Source organism: uncultured Intestinimonas sp., assembly GCF_944387725.1.
Lineage (GTDB): Bacteria > Bacillota > Clostridia > Oscillospirales > Oscillospiraceae > Intestinimonas.
This window is the reverse complement of record NZ_CALXGA010000051.1, coordinates 1-16326: the sequence shown is the minus strand read 5'-3', so window position 1 is coordinate 16326 and position 16326 is coordinate 1. Positions and strand designations below refer to the sequence as shown.

The window sequence follows — 16326 nt, the reverse complement described above, 5'->3', positions numbered from 1 at the left end:
TGATGTGATGGGCAATTTATTGGCTGTCGTGGTTCATGCCGCCAATATCCATGATACAAAGGCGGGCAGCTCTGCCGCCGGGCCAGCATACGAAAGGTACCCGTCTATTTAAAAATTCTGCGCAGATGCTGGGCATCTGGGTACTTTTGTATCTAACATGAATACGGCTTCTAATAACTGGTTTCTATGCTGTGTTGTCCGCGCACCTCAACACTGCGTTCAATAGAAAAACACTCAGCAGTCCTGGCCACTTGTGTTCTTGCAGCCAGAAAATATCCTTCCCTTTGCGACAGACTCTTTTTTCTATCCGTCCTGCATGTTTCTCTATGGTTTGGAAACATTCCCATTCGATTTCGTTGTCTGCGTCTTCAAAAAACAGACGAACATCCGCCAGCAGAGAGGGCTGGTTTTCCCCTCGATGGCTAAATAAGTAAGCATTTCTTGAAAAACCGGAATCTCATTTGTCTTTTCGTGAATCAATTCCTGCCCATGGAACGTCTTGAATACCCAACTCTTTTCTAAAAAATTCCTTCCTGTTTTCGGCGTAAATCACTAGGGCTTGTTTGAAAATTGGCGATGTGTCCGGCAGCGAGGGATTTTGAGCCGCTGGCAAGCAATTTTTTCGCAGGAATCCTGGCGGATTTCAAGGAAAAATTGCGCCGTCCAGGGGGGCAAAAGACCCGCCGGTTGGGCATGTTGACTTTTTTCAAACAAGCCCTAAATCGCCCAACGTATCTATCCCGCATAACACAGCGCACATTATGATTATCAGCACATCTGCCAGTGGATATTTCACATAACCTTGGATGTCGCAGATCTTCTATCTTTGATATCCGCTCCCTGATTTCTTCCATTTTTATTACCGAATACTATTATATCATTTTATGAGACGGGTGTGGCCGGACGGCTTCATAGACTTGCCAAATGGCAGGGGTTGTGGTATGATGCCCAATGTACAGGAAAGATCAGGACGCCGGCCCGGGCGGTTGGTCCGCCCGCCGGGCTCCATAGGAGGAGGCAGTCTCATGCAAAAGCATACCCTGCAATTTCACATCCAATGCAAGGAGGGGGACGTAGGCCGATACTGCATCTTGCCGGGGGACCCCGGGCGCTGTGAGAAAATTGCCGCCTATTTTGACAACTCGGCGCGGGTCCAGTCCAATCGGGAATACACCACTTACACAGGGACGCTGCTGGGGGAGAAGGTCTCGGTGTGCTCCACCGGCATCGGCGGCCCCTCCGCCGTCATCGCCATGGAGGAGCTCCACGCCATCGGCGCCGACACCTTCCTCCGGGTGGGCACCTGCGGCGGCATCGCCCTCCAGGTCCAGAGCGACGATGTGGTCATCGCCACCGGGGCGGTCCGCCACGAGGGGGCCAGCCGGGAGTATGCGCCCATCGAGTTCCCGGCGGTATCCGACTACCGGGTGCAGGAGGCCCTGGTCCAGGCGGCCAAGCGCCTGGGGAAGCCCTGGCACGCCGGCGTGGTCCAGTGCAAGGACTCCTTCTACGGCCAGCACGATCCGGCCAGAATGCCGGTGAGCTATGAGCTCCAGGCCAAGTGGGATGCCTGGAAGCGCCTGGGTGTCCTGGCCTCCGAGATGGAGTCGGCGGCCCTGTTCTGCTGCGCGGCGGCCCTGGGGGTGCGCTGCGGCTCCTGCTTCCACGTCATCTGGAACCAGGAGCGGGAGGCGGCCGGCCTGGACCAGCGGGAGAGCCACGACCTGTCCGCCGCCATCGAGGTGGGAATCGAGGCCCTCAAGCTCCTGATTCAGCAGGACCGGGTGGAGGACCGCTGACCTGCCCTCTGCAATGTATACAACGTCAAACAGCGAGGTTTGCCCCCAAAAACGGGAGGCCAGACCTCGCTGTCTGCATATTTCCCCAGACAGGAAGACCGGGCCTGGCAGGGAGATCTGCGCCCCCGATGCGCCTCAAACGGCGCAGGTCCCGGAGCCCTCTTTGGAAGATTCACAAATTGTTCATAAAATAATATAGACGGAGCCGTCTATAAGTACTATACTCCTAAAAATAGATGACTTCGCCTGGAGATTCCTCCTCAACGCCGCCCGGCCCCTACTCTAGGGCTGCAGCTGTCTGCGGGGGACCGGAGCAGCGGAAGGGTCTCGGAGCAGGCCGGGGAACCATTCAGAGGAAAAGGAGGGAGCGCTGCATGACGCAGCAGGAGCGTCAGGAACGCAGCAGAGAAAAAATTTACCGGGCGGCCCTGGAGGAGTTCGGCGCCTCTGGGTATGACGCGGTGAACATGGAGCAAATCTGCGGCAAGCACGGCATCTCCAAAGGCATGATGTACCACTACTATTCCAGCAAGGACCAGCTGTTTTTGCTGTGCGTGGAGAGAACCTTTGCCGATTTGAACGCCTGCATCGAGCAGGAGGCGGAGAAGTGGGCGGACCAGGACATCCTGGAGACCTTCAAGGCCCAGCTCCTGATGCGGGAAGCCTTTTTCAACTGCCATCCCCTGCAAAAGACAGTGTTTGAAACCGCTGTGCTCCGTCCGCCCAAGGGTCTGGCCAAGCAGATTCGGGAGCTGTACGCGCCCATCCGGGAAAAAAACCAGAGGTTTTTGCAGGAGCTCCTCGTGCGGATGCCCCTGCGGCCGGGGATCAGCCAGGAAAAGGCCGCCCGCTTTCTGGGAGGAGTCGAATACTTTTTGCAGTATTATCAGAGAGGGCAGCCCGAGCAAAACCTTCACTCCATACTGGAAACGGCTGAGGATGTATTTTACATGGCGGCCTACGGCGTCTTCCAGCCGCCGGCCGGGCCGGCCCCTCCCCAGGGAGCCGCGCCGCAGGGCGCTCCCCGAGCTTCGGACGCTGAATCTGAATGGAAAAGGAGCGATTTTGTATGAATCCAACGGTATCGCGGGTCCTGTGGGGCCTGGCCGGCATTCTCTTCCTGCTCGCCGGCATCTATTGTCTGTGCAACCCGGACGTGGGGCTCCTGTCCCTGTCCCTGTATCTCGGGATTGTCATGCTGATTTCCGGCATCATCGACATCGTGGTCTTCGCCGTAAGTAGCCGCTATGCAGCCGGCGCCGGCTGGTTTCTGGCGGACGGCATCCTGACGGTGCTGCTCTCCCTGTTTCTGCTGTTCAATCAAGCATTTATCGTGCTGTCCCTGCCCGACTACATGAGCAGCCTGACCGTTTTGATCGAGACGCCGGGGAGCACCATGTCCGACATCCTGAACACCGGGCTGGAGATGCTGGGCTGCACCCTGGCCAGCGCGGTGCTGTGCGTCGTCTGCGGCTTTCTGACCGCCAGAGTGGCCGCGGGGTACAGCTACGCCATTCGGGAGGATGTCTTCCACAAGATCGCAGACTTCGCCCAGCAGGAGATGACGGCCTTCTCGGTTCCCAGCCTCATCAACCACACCACCAACGACATCATCCCCAGGTGCAGATGCTGGTGTCCATGGGCCTGCAAATTCTCATCAAATCTCCCATCATGGCGATGTGGGCCATCATCAAGATTGTCAACAAGAGCCGGATCCTCTCCGCCATTACCGCCGGATTTGTGGCGGCTCTGCTGCTGATGATGGTGGCGATCATCGGCACGGTGATCTCCCGGTTCTGCCGGGTGCAGAAGCTGACCGACCACATCAGCCTGCTGGCCCGGGAGAACCTGACCGGCATCCATGTGGGGCACGCCTACAACGCCTAGGACTATCAGAACGCCAAGTTCCAAAAGAGCAATGAGGACCTGATGCGGACCCAGCTGCTCAACCAGCGGGCCTTTGCCCTCCTCATGCCGGGGGTCACCTTCGCCATGAACGCCCTGTCCTCTGGTGATCTACTGGGTGGGCGCGGCCATTGTCAACCGCGTGCCCGCCGCAGACAGCGCCCTGCGGCTGACCAACTTCAGCAACATTGTGGTCTTCGGCGCCTATGCCACCTATGTCATCATGACCGTTATGATGCTGGTTATGATTATCATGCGCATGCCAGCAGCCCAGGTGTCCACCCAGCGCATCAGCGAGATTCTGGAGACGGAGGACAGCCTGCAGGAGGACTCCCGGACGGAGGCCCCGAAGGTGGGCACGGTGGAGTTTCGCAATGTCTCCTTCCACTACCCCTCTTCCGGCAAGAACGTTTTGGAAAACATCAGCTTTCAGGTCCAGCGCGGCGAGACCGTGGCCTTTATCGGCGCCACAGGCAGCGGCAAGACCACGCTGGTCAGCCTGGCAGCCCGATTTTACGATGTCACCCAGGGCGAGGTGCTGGTGGGCGGCGTCAACGTCAAGGACTACACCTTTGACGCCCGGTACGACCGCATCGGCTACATCACCCAGAAGGCGATGCTCTTCTCCGGCGACATCATCGAACAGGGCACCCACGAACAGCTCCTGGCGAAGGGCAGCTTCTACGCGGACCTCTACAACAGCCAGTTTGAGAAGGCCTCCTGAGCACACACCGGCCCAAAAAGCTGCGGGGCATTTCCGACAAATGGAAATGCCCCGCAGCTTTTTTCGACCTTGGGGGTCTGCCTGCGTCACAGAAGGCGGACGGTTTCCAGACGGACCTCAGCCCGGCGGCCAGGTCATATCTCTCCCCGCCAGCACATGGAAGTGCAGGTGGGGGACCGACTGGCCCGCCTGGGCGCCGCAGTTGGACACCACCCGGAAGTCGGTCAGCCCCAGGTCCCGGGTCACTTGGGAGATGACCTCAAAGAGGCGCCCCACCAGGGCGGAGTTGCCCCGGGTGATCTCCCCGCAGGAGCCGATGTGGGCCTTGGGGATTACCAGGAAATGGGTGGGAGCCTGGGGGTCGATATCATAAAAGGCGTAGCAGAGGTCGTCCTCATAGACCTTGTTGGAAGGGATCTCCCCTTTGACAATCTTGCAGAACAGGCAGTCCGGTTGGTAGTTGAGCGCGTCTGACATGGTTTTCCTCCGTTTCTGTCCCGGCCCGGCGGTCAGCGGAACTGCTTGCGGGCGGGGTCGTAGGTATAGCCGGCCTTGGCCAGGTTTTTTTGCAGTTCCCCGGCGTCGGCCTCGAGGTCCTCGCACAGCGCCTCCAGGCTGCCGTACTGGTCCCGGAGCTTGGTATTCACAACGCTGAGCAGGATGTTGGGGTCTTGCGGGAGCATGGCGTCCTCCTCTCTTGGGTTGGGCAGGCCCAGGGTATCGTAGTAAGCATCTGAATAGAGCAGACCGGCGGGGTCAAAGGCGGCCTGGAGGGCCCGAACCCTCTGCCAGGGGTCGGCGGGGGCCAGGGAGAAGGCCGCCGCCGCAGCGGCCAGGGCCCTTTCCTTCTGCTGGAGCAGGTCCCCCGTTTCCGCCCCGGCCTCCTCCGCCAGTAGGGCGCGGAAGCGCTCCTCTGGGAGAAAGGCCAGCTGGCTCAAGGGGTTTGCGTCCCGGCACCAGAGGACATAGGATAAAAAGGCCCGAAAGTCCTCCCCCACCGGCAGCACATAGGACCCCGGCTCCCCCAGGGAGGGATCTACACAGAAGACCCGCTCGTCACCCGGCAGGAGGACAAAATGGACGCCGTCACAGCCCAGGGCGGCGAAGATTTGCGCCCCCTTGGGCGTGCAGAAGCAGGCGCTGTCCGCCCCCGCCGGTTCCAGTCCGAGGGCGGCGCAGTCCACCTTCAAGGTGCGGAACAGGTTCAAATCGTCCCGCGTCACAGGGCGCTCCCCTCCTCTCCCCACGCGGCTTGCGCCGCACGGGGCCCCAGGGCCATGGGCGGCTCACAGCCCCAGCTTCTTGGCCACGAAGTCGTCCACCGTGGCCAGGGCGTCGTCCAGCTTCAGCACGTCGCTGCCGCCGCCCATGGCGGAGTCGGGCTTGCCGCCCCCCTTGCCGCCGCAGAGGGCGGTGACCGACTTGATGATCTCCCCAGCCTTGATGCCCTTGGCCACGGCCTCCTTGCTGCAGACGGCCAGGAAGGTGATCTTTCCATCGTTGACGGCGGAGAGGACGGCCACCACCCGCTGGTCCTTGTCCCGGAGGAAGTCGCCCATCTTCCGCAGGCGGTCGGCCCCGGCGTCGCTGAGGGTGGCGGTGACGATCTTCAGACCCCCCACCTCCTTGGCGCCCATGAGGAACTGCCCGGCCTCACCGGCAGCCTCCCGGGCCCGGAAGGCCTCCACCTGATGCCGGAGCTCCTTAAGCTCGTTCATGTTCTGCTCGGCCTTCTCCCGGAGTTCCCCTGGCTTGGCCTTGAGGACGGCGGCGGCCTGGAAAAGGAGCTCCTGGTTACGGTTCATGGCCTCCAGGGAGACCAGGCCGGTGGTTGCCTCGATGCGGCGGACGCCGGAGGCCACGGAGAACTCGCTGTCGATGTGGAAAACCCCCACCTTGGCGGTGTTGTCCAGATGGGTGCCGCCGCAGAACTCCACGGAGAAGCCCCGGCCCATGTCCACCACCCGGACCCTGTCGCCGTACTTCTCCCCAAAGAGGGCGATGGCCCCCCGCTCCTTGGCCTCCTCAATGGGCAGGACCTCGGTGCGGATGTCGTAGCCCTCCAGCACCGCCTCGTTAACCGCAGCGGACACCTGGGAGAGCTCCTCGGCGGTGAGGGCGGCAAAGTGGGTGAAGTCGAAGCGCAGCCGGTCGGGCTCCACCAGAGAGCCGGCCTGATGGACGTGGTCTCCCAGCACCCGGCGCAGCACAGCGTCCAGCAGGTGGGTGGCGGAGTGGGCCCGCATGACGGCCTTTCGGCGTTGGACGTCAATGGCGGCGGTGACGGTGTCCCCGAGCTTGAGGACGCCGCCAGTCATCTTGCCGTAGTGCATATACTTGCCGCCCTTGTTCTTCTGGACGTCGGTGACCTGAAATGCGCCGCCGTTGGGGGCGGTGATGACGCCGTGGTCGGCCACCTGGCCGCCCATCTCCGCGTAGAAGGGGGTCCGGTCCAGCACCACGATGCCCTCCACGCCGGGCATGAGCTCCTCGGCCTGCTCGTCCTCCACCACCAGGGCCGCCACCTTGGCGTCCGAGAGGGCGGTTTCGGTATAGCCCACGAACTCGGTCTCAGGCACATCCTTGCCGAACTCCACGCCGGCCCAGCCCAGGTCTCCCAGGGCCTCCCGGGCCTTCCGGGCTCGCTCCTTCTGCTCCTGCATCAGCTTCTGGAAGCCGGCCTGGTCCACGGTGAGGCCCTGCTCGGCGGCCATCTCCATGGTCAGGTCAATGGGGAAGCCATAGGTGTCGTAGAGCTTGAAGGCGTCGGCCCCGGAAAAGACCGTCTCCCCGCTGGCCTTATGGCCTGCCAGGAGGTCGGAGAAGATTTTCATTCCGCCGTCGATGGTGCGGGCAAAGTTCTCCTCCTCGGTGCAGATGACCTTGATGATATAGTCCTGCCGCTCCCGGAGCTCGGGGTAGTGGCCCTCATTCTCGTGGATGACAGTGCCGCAGACCTCGTAGAGGAAGGGCCCGCCCACCCCCAGGAGCTTGCCGTGGCGGGCGGCCCGGCGGAGGAGCCGCCGCAGGACGTAGCCCTGGCCCTCGTTGGAGGGGAGGACGCCGTCGCAGATCATGAAGGTGGCCGATCGGATGTGGTCGGTGATGACCCGGAGGGAGACGTCCTTTTCGTGGCTCTCCCCGTAGTGGGCATGGGTGATGGCGCTGACCTTGTTGGTGATGTTCATGACGGTGTCCACGTCAAAAAGGGAGTCCACGTCCTGGCACACCACCGCCAGCCGCTCCAGGCCCATGCCGGTATCGATGTTTTTCTGCTTGAGCTCGGTGTAGCGGCCCTCCCCGTCGTTGTCGAACTGGGAGAAGACCACGTTCCAGACCTCGATATAGCGGTCGCAGTCGCAGCCAACGGTGCAGCCGGGCTTGCCGCAGCCGTACCGCTCCCCCCGGTCATAGTAGATCTCCGAGCAGGGGCCGCAGGGGCCGGAGCCGTGCTCCCAAAAATTGTCCTCCTTGCCGAACTTGAAGATGCGCTCGGCGGGGATGCCCACCTCCTGGTTCCAGATGCGGAAGGCCTCGTCATCGGCGGGGGTGGTATCGTTACCCGCGAAGACCGATGGATACAGCCGGCTGGGGTCCAGGCCCACCCACTCCGGGGAGGTCAGGAACTCCCAGGCCCAGTGGATGGCCTCCTTCTTGAAGTAGTCCCCGAAGGAGAAGTTGCCCAGCATCTCGAAGTAGGTGCCGTGGCGGGCGGTGTGGCCGATGTTGTCGATGTCGCCGGTGCGGATGCACTTCTGGCAGGTGCACACCCGGCGGCGGGGGGGCTCCTGTTCTCCGGTGAACCAGGGCTTCATGGGGGCCATGCCGGAGTTGATGAGGAGCAGGGACGCGTCGTTCTGGGGGATGAGGGAAAAGCTGGGCAGGCGGAGATGGCCCTTGGTCTCGAAGAATTTCAGGAACATCTCCCGGAGCTCGTTGACTCCGTAGGGCTTGCTGGGCATGGGGATCGACCTCCATCGTTCAAAATTTGCCGTTATGGGGCGGGATGAAAAAAACCGCCCCCGGCCGTCAGCCAGGGGCGGAAAGACTTCCACGGTACCACCCTGATTACGCTCTGTCAAACAGAGCGCGTCTCCTGTCATCCGGTAACGGGGATGAGGCGTCCCGGTCCTCCCGGGCGGCTGGTGAAGTGGCTTGGGGACCCGTATCGCGGAGGGCTTCCACCGTCCCCTCTCGCTTGTCGCGGCGCGGCCCCCTTGGCTTCGTCGCGGCCTTTTTCAGCGCTCCTATTTTATCACGTTTCGGGCGCTTGTCAACTGTTTTTTCCCGCCGCGGCAGGGGGAAACCCCAAGCCCCGCCCCTTTTCATGTGTCCATCTGGCAGAAATAGAGCAGGTCCTCGTCGGCGTCGTAGATTCCCAGGGTGAAATTGAAGGATGCCCGGCCCAGGATGCCCGGGTCCCCCGGCGCGTCCCGCTCCGCGTGCCGGTCCATCAGCCGGTAATATCCGTTCTGGATGTCCGGAACCAGGGTCTCCCCTTCCTCATCTGTCAGGTAGGGGCCCACATGGAAGGCCTCGCGGTCCGTCTCCCAGGACAGGCCATAAACCAGGGCCCGCACCGTTTCGTCCAGGGGAAAAGGGCTCCACCGGGGGTCCTCCTGAATCTGCGTCATAACCCTGTCATTGGGAAAGCGCAGCACGGCGCAGGTGGTCCCGTCCCCGTGAAAGCCGCCGTGGCTGTCTGTATACGAGCAGGTCTCCCCCGCCGCGACGTCCAGGTCCAGGGCTTCGGAAATGGACGCCTGCGGTTCCTGTCCCCCGCAGGCGGTCAGAGAGAGCGCCAGAACAGCCGCCGAGCCGGCGGCAAACAGCCAGACCCTTCCCCCCATCGGCCCCGCACCGGGTCCATTTTGTGGACGCTTCTGCCCTGGGACAGGCCCCTCCGGCCCCCCGGCGGCCCTTTTGGGGCGGAAGTCTGAGCCCGCCAGGGCCCCCAGGTGGAACAGCAGGGCTGGCAGGAATCCGGCCAGGGCAATGGCCCCATACCACAGGGGCGTCCCGCCGCTGGGCAGGGACTCCAGAGTCCCCAGGGTGCACGCCATCCACACAAAGGAGGGCGTGGCCAGAAAGAGCGTGGAGAGCAGGGCCCAGAAGCACAGGGAAAACAGGAGCTCCCACTCCAGGGCCGCCCCCAGCCACAGTCCGCTCCAGCCGCCAAAGCCCCAGACCCAGGCGGCCAGGGACGCCCACAGCACGGAGCGGCGCCACGCCCCCGGCGAGGGGCGGCTCCAGCTCAGGAGGACGGCGGCTCCGGCCCCCGCCGGCAGGTAGAGGAGCATCAGCCCCGCCGCCAGGACCCAGGGCCAAATCCCGCCCAAGGCGGTAAAGGCCAGGAAGGCGACACTGATGGCGCAGACCACAAAATGCCCCCCGGCAAAACCCAGAAACCGTGCCCGCTGTGTGGCGCACTTTTCCATACGATGACCCCCTTTGGGGTTATCGTAGCACACCAAGTCCTGTAAGTCAATATATTTTTATTGTTTTTCGATATGATCCTCCGGGTCCTTCCGGTCCAGGGCCGGAATGGGAATACAGCTCCCCGCCAGAAAGAGCAGCGGCGGCAGCAGTCCGGCGGCCAGGCCGCCGGCGTAGGCGGTCCACCGGGGGGCGGTGCTCTGTCCCCCGGTCAGGAGGCCGATCAGAGTTACCACTCCGTAGGCGGGGCAGTTGAGCAGCAGAGCCACCAGCTGGGCCCCCACGTTGGACAGGAGCCCGCCCGCCGCCAACAGGAGCCAAAAGACCGCCGCCGGGAGCAGCAGGATCTGGAGGGCGGTCACGGCGTCCGGCCGGGGAAGGCCGGCGCTGCTCCGGGCGAAGCGCCCGGCGGGCAGATAGGCCAGCAGGCACAGCCCCAGAATGGGAATGGCCGGCAGAAGAGCGGCCAGGCCGCCGGCCCTGGCCATCCGGGGGGAGATCAGGGACAGCAGGTTCTCCCCAAAGCCCAGCAGACTGCTCAGCCCCAGGGCCAGCACCAGCAGCAGGGCGCTCACTGCAGTGAGGATGAGGTGGGCCCGGAAAAATTCCAGCAAAATGGGCTGCAACAGCTGTCTCATAGTTCCGCCCTCCCCTTTCCTGATATCTCACCCATTATAACACATACCGGCCGGATTTCCACTCCAACTTTTGTGTAAATTGGCCCCTTATCCGCCAGGGCTCAAGTTTACCTGCCGCCGCAGGAGGGACAGGCGCCCCGCCGGGACGGGCAGGCGCATCCGAAAGCGCATCTGCGGCTTTTTGGGCTCGTGGAGTGGGAAGCCCTCCAGGTCCTCCATCTCCGGGGCGGTAAAGGCCGCCGGCTCCCGGCCGGGGGAGAGGAGCTCCAGATGGTCCCCGGCGGCGAACTTGTTCCGCAGGGAGAGGACCGCCCTGCCGTCCCCGGCGCAGGTCTCCACCACGGCGCAGACCTGGTAGTCCCGGAGATATCGGGCATCCCCGGTGTACTGTCCCGGCTCCCCGAAGTAGAAGCCGGTGGAGTAGGGGCGGTGGGAGACCTTGTCCAGCTCGGCGCGCCACACCGGGGCGAGGGGCTCCCCGGCCAGGGCGGCGTCCAGGGCGTGGCGGTAGGCCCCGGTGACCACGGCGGCGTAGTAGGCCGACTTGGCCCGGCCCTCGATCTTGAGGGAGTTCAGCCCCGCCTCCAGCAGCTCCGGGATGTGGTCGATCATGCACATGTCCCGGGAGTTCATGATATAGGTCTCCCCGCCCTCCTCAAAAATGGGGAAATACTCCCCCGGCCGCTTCTCCTCCACCAAGGCATACTGGTAGCGGCAGGGCTGGGCGCACCGGCCCCGCTGGGCGTCCCGGCCGGTCATGTAGTTGGAGAGGAGGCACCGACCGGAGTAGCTCACGCACATGGCCCCATGGACGAATGCCTCCAGCTCCAGGGCCGGGGGCGTCTTGGCCCGGATGGTCCGAATCTCCTCCAGGGCGAGCTCCCGGGCCAGGATGACCCGGCTGGCCCCCAGCTCGTACCAGGCCCGGGCCGCCTCGTGGTTGGTGACCCCCGCCTGGGTGGAGACGTGGAGCTGGAGGTGGGGGGCGTGGCGCTGCGCCAGCCGAAAGGCCCCCAGGTCGGCCACAATGGCGGCGTCTACCCCCAGGGCGTCCAGGTACTCCAGCCAGGCGGGCAGGCGCTCCACCTCCTCCCATCGGGGCATGGTGTTGCAGGTCACATAGACCTTGACCCCGTGGCGGCGGCACAGGGCTGCCGCCTCCTCCAGGCCCTTCTGGTCAAAGTTCCCGGCGAAGGCCCGCATGCCAAAGTCATTCCCCGCCAGATAGACCGCGTCGGCGCCGTAGGCCACCGCCATTCGCAGCCGCTCCATGTCCCCGGCAGGGGCCAATAGTTCGATGCTCATCCAGGCTTCTCCTCTCTGTTTCGGGGCTCCCGGCGGCTGGACCGCCCGCCGGGGCCCCCAACCGGCCCCAGGCCGGGGCAGACCGCTGGGGTCTGTCCCGGCCTGGGCGCTGCGGGGCCCTGTTTCATTTGGGGCCGCCGGTTCCTCAATCTGTGCCCGACTCGGCCCGCTGCTGCTGGATGAACTCCTGCTGGCCCTCCAGGGTGCGGAAGAAGGAGTGGGTGCCGTCGTTGCCCAGGACGTAATAGTAGTAGTTGGTGTCCTCCGGGTTCATGGCGGCCTCGATGGAGGCCATGCCCGGGTTGGAGATGGGCCCCGGCGGCAGGCCCTGGTGGGTATAGGTGTTGTAGGGGGTGTCGGCGGTGTAGTCGGCCTGGGTGATGGTCCGGCCCAGGGCGTAGACCAGGGTGGCGTCCACCCCCAGATAGCCCGCCGTCTCGGCCCCGGTGTTCTGCCAGCGGTTGAAGATGACCGAGGCGATGGCAGCCCGGTCGCTGCCGTCGGTCTCCCGCTCAATCATGGAGGCGATGATGACGATGTCCCGGACGCTGTAGCCGTTGGCCTCGGCCTCGGCCCGCATCTCATCGGTAAAGCGCCGGTCAAAGTTCACCAGCATCTTGTTGATGACGGTGAGGGGGTTCTCGCCCATATAGAAATCATAGGTGTCGGGGAAGAGGTAGCCCTCCAGGCGGGTGGGGTCCCCCAGGGGAATCTCCTGGAGGAAGGAGAAGGCGTAGTCGTGGGTGGCCGCCATCTCGTTGAGCCGCTCCACGGTGGAGACCCCCTCGTCCTCCAGGCGCTGGAAGATTTGGGCTACGGTGAAGCCCTCGGGAATGGTGACGGTGACCTGCTGGCGGCTGGCCGAGTTGGCGCCCAGGTTGGTGACAATGGCCCGGTAGTCCATGTCGGTGTCCAGCTGATAGGTACCCGGGGCCATTTTGACGTCGGCGTTGGAGAAGACCGAGTAGATCCGGAAGAGGAGGCCGTACTCGATGATGCCGTTCTCCTTCAGGGCGTCGATGACATAGTCCATATCCACCACCTGCTGGGTGTCAGTCTCAGCGCCGTCTTCGGTCTCCACAGTGACCTCCCGGGTGGTAAACACGTCGTCCGGCAGGGTGATGATGGCGGAGTGCTCCGCCTTGTTCAGGGCCAACAGGTCATTGGCGGCTACCCAGCCCACGGCGGCCAGCAGGGTGGACACCCCGATGACAAAGGCCACATACAGCAGGGTGCCCAAAAGGCTGAAGCCCTTCTTCCGCTTCTTCCTGGGGCGCTGTTCCCGCTCTTCCCGCTGGACCCGCTCTCGGGGCTGCTGCCGCCGCTCGCTGGAGGTCCTTCTTTCCTCTTGTGACATAAACCATGTTCTCCTTTTGGCAAAATCCCGGCCCCCCTGGGGAACCATCCCCAGGCGCTCTACATAGAATAGGCCAGTTGGAGGGCAGCGCCGCCGGGCCGGCCCGGCGGAAGCCTCCAAACTCTAAAAGCGAGGTGCATACTCTCATGTTCGGTAACAATAGCTGCTGCTGGATCATCCTCATCATCATCCTGATCTGCTGCTGCTGCGGAGGGTGGGGCGGCAATAGCTGCGGCAACAACTGCTGCTGCAACAACGGCTGTGGCTGTGGCTGCGGCAACAACTGCTGCAACAACAACTGCGGCTGCGATTCCTGCTGCTGACCCCTCCCGCACCGCCGCGCCCTGCTACTTAACCTCCCTGTTGTCCTCCCTGCGCCGGCGGGGCCCCCTGGGCTCCGCCGGCCTCCTTTTGTCCGGCAGCAAAACGCCGCGTCTCGGTGAGGACCAGCTCCACCCCCCGGTCGTGGGGCTCCACAGGCAGTCGCTCCTGGAGCAGCACATCCCGGCACAGGCCCACGGTCCGGCCCCCATAGCCCGCCAGGCAGCGGTCATAGTAGCCGCCCCCCTGGCCCAGCCGAAAGCAGCGGCGGTCATAGGCCACCGCCGGCGCCAGGATGAGGCCGATGTCCCCCCACCCTACGGTGGGACAGGCCTCCCCGGGCTCTGGGATGCCCAGGGCCCCGGGGAGAAGTTCCCGGGGGTCCCGGACCCGGCGGGCCTCCAGGACGCGGCCGGGGAGACACCGGGGCAGAAGAACCTCCTTCCCCCGCGCCCAGAGGGCCTCCAGAATGGGCCGGGTGTCCGGCTCGGTCCCCACCCCCCAGAAGAGGAGGAGGGTCCCGGCGGCGTCCACCTGGGGGAGCGCCAGGAAGCGCCGGGCCAGAAGGCGGTCGCTCTCCGCCCGCGCCCGGGGCGGCAGGGCGGCGGTCTGGGCTCGGAGCCGGGCCCGGAGGGCCCGCTTAGCCTCGGAACAGGATGGCATCGGCAACTTTCCGGGCCTCCTCGGGGCCCCGCAGGACCTCCACCAGCTTCAGGCCGAAGAGGTAGGCGGCCCCGGCGGCCTGGCCGGTGACGATGCGCCCGTCCACCACCACCTGGGCCTCCCGATCCACGGCGGCGGAGCCCATCTCCTCCCAGACGCAGGGGTGGCAGGCCGCCCGGCGGCGGTCCAGCAGCCCCATACCTGCCAGGATGGAGGGGGCGGCGCAGATGGCCCCCAGCCAGCACCCCTGGTCATAGGCCTTCTGAATGAGGGCGGTGGCGAAGAGGTCCATCTGGATGGAGGCCACGCCCCCCAGCCCGCCGGGGAGCACCAGCAGCTCCATCTTCTGGGCGTCCACCTGCTCCAGGGTCAGGTCGGCGGCGACGGTGATGCCGTGGCTCCCGGTGACGGCGGGGCCCTCCAAGCTCACAAAGGCCACCTCCAGCCCGGCCCGCCGCAGCAGATCCCCCGGGACGATGGCCTCGGCCTCTTCAAAGCCCTCTCCCAGCAAAATATACACCATGTCTGAATCCCTCCTGTCATTTATCCCACATCCTATTAAAATTCGGACTGAATGATTTCCCAAATTTCCCGGTGCAGATCCTCCGGTGGGCGGACCGCGCCGGCCCCGTCCACGCAGGAGACCCGCACCCAGCCCAGCAGCTCAGCGGCCTGGAGGGCCGCCTGGCGGCACCGGCACAGGTAGGCGGTGTCTGTCTCGTGGATATCCCCGGCGGTGTGGAGCTCCCCCTCTCGGCGGCGGAGGAGCTCCGCAGCCCGCTGGGTGGGCATGTCCAGGTAGAGGACCAGGTCTGGCTCCGGCAGGCCCAGCTTCTGGTACTCGAAGTCCACCAGCCAGTGGAGGAACCCCTCCCACGCCTCCTCTGGAAGCTTGCCGGTCTGGTGGACGGCATTGGAGGTGGTGTAGCGGTCGGCGAGGATCAGCTTTCCCGCCCGGTAGTTCTCCCCCCACACCTTTTGGTAGGAGGCGTAGCGGTCCACCGCGTAGAAGGTAGAGGCGGCGTAGGGGTTTACGTCGGCGGGGCGGGCGCCGAAGGCGCCTCCCAGGTACATCCGCACCAGGGCCGAGGAGGGCTCCTGGTACTGGGGGAAGACGATGCGGTGGAAGGGCCGTCCGGCCTCCTCCAGGCGGCGGCACAGGAGGGCGAACTGGGTGGACTTTCCCGACCCGTCGGTGCCCTCCAGCACGATGAGCTTTCTGTTCACGTCCGCTTCCGCTCCTTTCGCCGCTCCCCCAGGGCCGCCGCCAGAAACAGCGGCAGACGGGCCATGCGCCCGATGCGCTGGGGCTCCCGGGTCAGCCGGTAAAGCCACTCCAGTCCCAGCCGCTGCCAGGACTCCGGGGCCCGTTCCACCACGCCGGCGAAAACGTCCAGGCTCCCCCCCAGGCCGGCCAAAAGCCGGGCGCCGGTGGCGGGGCCGTTTTTTTTCATCCAATACTCCTGTTTGGGAAAGCCCAGGCAGACAAAGACCACATCGGCCCCGGACTTGCGGATGTCCTCCACCACCGGGCCGTCCTCCCGGAAATACCCGTCGTGGACGCCGCAGATGGTCAGGCCGGGGCAGCGGGCCTCCAGCCGGGCGGCGGCCGCCTCGGCCACCCCGGGCTTGGCCCCCAGCAGGTAGAGCCGCTGTCCCTTCCGGGCCATGCGCATCATCAGCTTTCCGGCGAAGTCGATGCCGGGGCAGCGGCCCTTCAGGGGCCGTCCCAGGAGCCAGGCGGCGTACACCACCCCGATGCCGTCAGGGAGCACCAGGTCTGCCCCGTTGAGGACGGCGCGAAAGGGCTCTTCCCGCCGGGCCCGGTCCACCATCTCGGGGTTGGGTGTCACCACATAGTGGAACCCCTCCTCCTCCAGCAGCCCGGCGGCCCGGTCCGCCGCCTCCTCGATGGTCAGGTCGTCGAAGCCGACGCCCAAAATTTCTGTCCGCAAGGCACATGCCTCCATTTTCCTAATTCTCAGGTATCATACCATACCCGCGCCAAAAAGTCTACGGGAACCTGGTCTCTGGCCACGCCCGTCCCATAATCTGTAAAAATTCCGCTCGAAATCCAATCTGCAATCTCTAACTTGGTGGGGTACTAGGGCTTGTTTGAAAATTGGCGATGTGTCCAGCAGCGAGGGATTTTGGGCCGCTGGCAAGCAATTTTTTCGC

General features: G+C 64.3%; 17 protein-coding genes. 6 read left to right on the top strand and 11 right to left on the bottom strand.

Annotated features, from left to right (window positions below):
* The first annotated feature begins 1025 nt into the window (after window positions 1–1025).
* From udp to Q0K09_RS08005, 5 genes are all read left to right on the top strand, one after another.
* Window positions 1026–1799 carry a uridine phosphorylase gene (gene udp, locus Q0K09_RS08025; RefSeq protein ID WP_294475087.1) on the top strand — a complete coding sequence of 258 codons (774 nt, stop codon included), beginning with the start codon at window positions 1026–1028 and terminating at the stop codon, window positions 1797–1799.
* Window positions 1800–2173: 374 nt separating this feature from the next.
* Window positions 2174–2872 (top strand): TetR/AcrR family transcriptional regulator, encoded by a 699-nt coding sequence (locus Q0K09_RS08020; protein WP_294475085.1) that lies wholly within the window; start codon window positions 2174–2176, stop codon window positions 2870–2872.
* Window positions 2869–3558, top strand: a complete 690-nt coding sequence (locus Q0K09_RS08015) for a DUF308 domain-containing protein (RefSeq protein WP_294475083.1) — start codon at window positions 2869–2871, stop codon at window positions 3556–3558. The genes Q0K09_RS08020 and Q0K09_RS08015 overlap by 4 nt, the downstream gene beginning before the upstream one ends.
* Window positions 3558–3686 (top strand): hypothetical protein, encoded by a 129-nt coding sequence (locus Q0K09_RS08010; protein WP_294475081.1) that lies wholly within the window; start codon window positions 3558–3560, stop codon window positions 3684–3686. Before Q0K09_RS08015 ends, Q0K09_RS08010 begins: the two co-directional genes overlap by 1 nt.
* Window positions 3687–3810: 124 nt before the next feature.
* Complete coding sequence (locus Q0K09_RS08005) at window positions 3811–4428, top strand: ABC transporter ATP-binding protein (RefSeq protein ID WP_294475079.1); 618 nt, start codon at window positions 3811–3813, stop codon at window positions 4426–4428.
* Between the two features lie 117 nt (window positions 4429–4545).
* On the opposite strand, the gene Q0K09_RS08000 is transcribed toward Q0K09_RS08005, so the two are convergent.
* From Q0K09_RS08000 to mltG, 7 genes are all read right to left on the bottom strand, one after another.
* Window positions 4546–4905 (bottom strand): histidine triad nucleotide-binding protein, encoded by a 360-nt coding sequence (locus Q0K09_RS08000; protein WP_294475077.1) that lies wholly within the window; start codon window positions 4903–4905, stop codon window positions 4546–4548.
* A gap of 32 nt (window positions 4906–4937) precedes the next feature.
* Window positions 4938–5111 (bottom strand): DUF4250 domain-containing protein, encoded by a 174-nt coding sequence (locus tag Q0K09_RS07995; RefSeq protein WP_294475090.1) that lies wholly within the window; start codon window positions 5109–5111, stop codon window positions 4938–4940.
* Between the two features lie 603 nt (window positions 5112–5714).
* Window positions 5715–8390, bottom strand: coding sequence for an alanine--tRNA ligase (alaS, locus tag Q0K09_RS07990; protein WP_294475075.1), 2676 nt, complete (start codon window positions 8388–8390; stop codon window positions 5715–5717).
* A gap of 363 nt (window positions 8391–8753) precedes the next feature.
* Entirely contained in the window at window positions 8754–9866 is a 1113-nt protein-coding gene (locus Q0K09_RS07985) for a hypothetical protein (RefSeq protein WP_294475073.1), read from the bottom strand.
* A gap of 57 nt (window positions 9867–9923) precedes the next feature.
* Window positions 9924–10502, bottom strand: a complete 579-nt coding sequence (locus tag Q0K09_RS07980) for a hypothetical protein (protein WP_294475072.1) — start codon at window positions 10500–10502, stop codon at window positions 9924–9926.
* 87 nt (window positions 10503–10589) lie between these two features.
* Entirely contained in the window at window positions 10590–11807 is a 1218-nt protein-coding gene (locus Q0K09_RS07975) for a U32 family peptidase (RefSeq protein WP_294475069.1), read from the bottom strand.
* A gap of 145 nt (window positions 11808–11952) precedes the next feature.
* Window positions 11953–13164, bottom strand: coding sequence for an endolytic transglycosylase MltG (gene mltG, locus Q0K09_RS07970; protein ID WP_294475066.1), 1212 nt, complete (start codon window positions 13162–13164; stop codon window positions 11953–11955).
* Window positions 13165–13310: 146 nt separating this feature from the next.
* Between mltG and Q0K09_RS07965 the strand changes: the two genes are divergently transcribed.
* Window positions 13311–13487: a hypothetical protein gene (locus Q0K09_RS07965; protein ID WP_294475064.1), complete on the top strand. Its 177-nt coding sequence runs from the start codon at window positions 13311–13313 to the stop codon at window positions 13485–13487.
* A gap of 28 nt (window positions 13488–13515) precedes the next feature.
* On the opposite strand, the gene Q0K09_RS07960 is transcribed toward Q0K09_RS07965, so the two are convergent.
* From Q0K09_RS07960 to Q0K09_RS07945, 4 genes are read right to left on the bottom strand one after another with little or no spacing between them, the layout of a single operon-like run.
* Window positions 13516–14148: a 5-formyltetrahydrofolate cyclo-ligase gene (locus tag Q0K09_RS07960; protein ID WP_294475089.1), complete on the bottom strand. Its 633-nt coding sequence runs from the start codon at window positions 14146–14148 to the stop codon at window positions 13516–13518.
* Window positions 14126–14671: a DJ-1 family glyoxalase III gene (locus tag Q0K09_RS07955; RefSeq protein ID WP_294475061.1), complete on the bottom strand. Its 546-nt coding sequence runs from the start codon at window positions 14669–14671 to the stop codon at window positions 14126–14128. Before Q0K09_RS07955 ends, Q0K09_RS07960 begins: the two co-directional genes overlap by 23 nt.
* Window positions 14672–14706: 35 nt before the next feature.
* A complete protein-coding gene (locus tag Q0K09_RS07950) occupies window positions 14707–15375 on the bottom strand; it encodes a deoxynucleoside kinase (protein WP_294475059.1) in 669 nt (222 codons plus the stop codon).
* Complete coding sequence (locus tag Q0K09_RS07945; RefSeq protein ID WP_294475058.1) at window positions 15372–16103, bottom strand: WecB/TagA/CpsF family glycosyltransferase; 732 nt, start codon at window positions 16101–16103, stop codon at window positions 15372–15374. Before Q0K09_RS07945 ends, Q0K09_RS07950 begins: the two co-directional genes overlap by 4 nt.
* Between the last annotated feature and the right edge of the window lie 223 nt (window positions 16104–16326).

Excerpts from the sequence above, each read along its gene's own strand:
- Q0K09_RS08015 (WP_294475083.1), top strand. The coding sequence starts at position 2,869 with ATGAATCCAACGGTATCGCGGGTCCTGTGGGGCCTGGCCGGCATTCTC.
- Q0K09_RS08020 (WP_294475085.1), top strand. The coding sequence starts at position 2,174 with ATGACGCAGCAGGAGCGTCAGGAACGCAGCAGAGAAAAAATTTACCGG.
- Q0K09_RS07980 (WP_294475072.1), bottom strand. The coding sequence starts at position 10,502 with ATGAGACAGCTGTTGCAGCCCATTTTGCTGGAATTTTTCCGGGCCCAC.
- Q0K09_RS08000 (WP_294475077.1), bottom strand. The coding sequence starts at position 4,905 with ATGTCAGACGCGCTCAACTACCAACCGGACTGCCTGTTCTGCAAGATT.
- alaS (WP_294475075.1), bottom strand. The coding sequence starts at position 8,390 with ATGCCCAGCAAGCCCTACGGAGTCAACGAGCTCCGGGAGATGTTCCTG.
- Q0K09_RS07985 (WP_294475073.1), bottom strand. The coding sequence starts at position 9,866 with ATGGAAAAGTGCGCCACACAGCGGGCACGGTTTCTGGGTTTTGCCGGG.
- Q0K09_RS07960 (WP_294475089.1), bottom strand. The coding sequence starts at position 14,148 with ATGCCATCCTGTTCCGAGGCTAAGCGGGCCCTCCGGGCCCGGCTCCGA.
- udp (WP_294475087.1), top strand. The coding sequence starts at position 1,026 with ATGCAAAAGCATACCCTGCAATTTCACATCCAATGCAAGGAGGGGGAC.
- Q0K09_RS07955 (WP_294475061.1), bottom strand. The coding sequence starts at position 14,671 with ATGGTGTATATTTTGCTGGGAGAGGGCTTTGAAGAGGCCGAGGCCATC.
- Q0K09_RS07975 (WP_294475069.1), bottom strand. The coding sequence starts at position 11,807 with ATGAGCATCGAACTATTGGCCCCTGCCGGGGACATGGAGCGGCTGCGA.
- Q0K09_RS07995 (WP_294475090.1), bottom strand. The coding sequence starts at position 5,111 with ATGCTCCCGCAAGACCCCAACATCCTGCTCAGCGTTGTGAATACCAAG.
- mltG (WP_294475066.1), bottom strand. The coding sequence starts at position 13,164 with ATGTCACAAGAGGAAAGAAGGACCTCCAGCGAGCGGCGGCAGCAGCCC.
- Q0K09_RS08010 (WP_294475081.1), top strand. The coding sequence starts at position 3,558 with ATGATGGTGGCGATCATCGGCACGGTGATCTCCCGGTTCTGCCGGGTG.
- Q0K09_RS07965 (WP_294475064.1), top strand. The coding sequence starts at position 13,311 with ATGTTCGGTAACAATAGCTGCTGCTGGATCATCCTCATCATCATCCTG.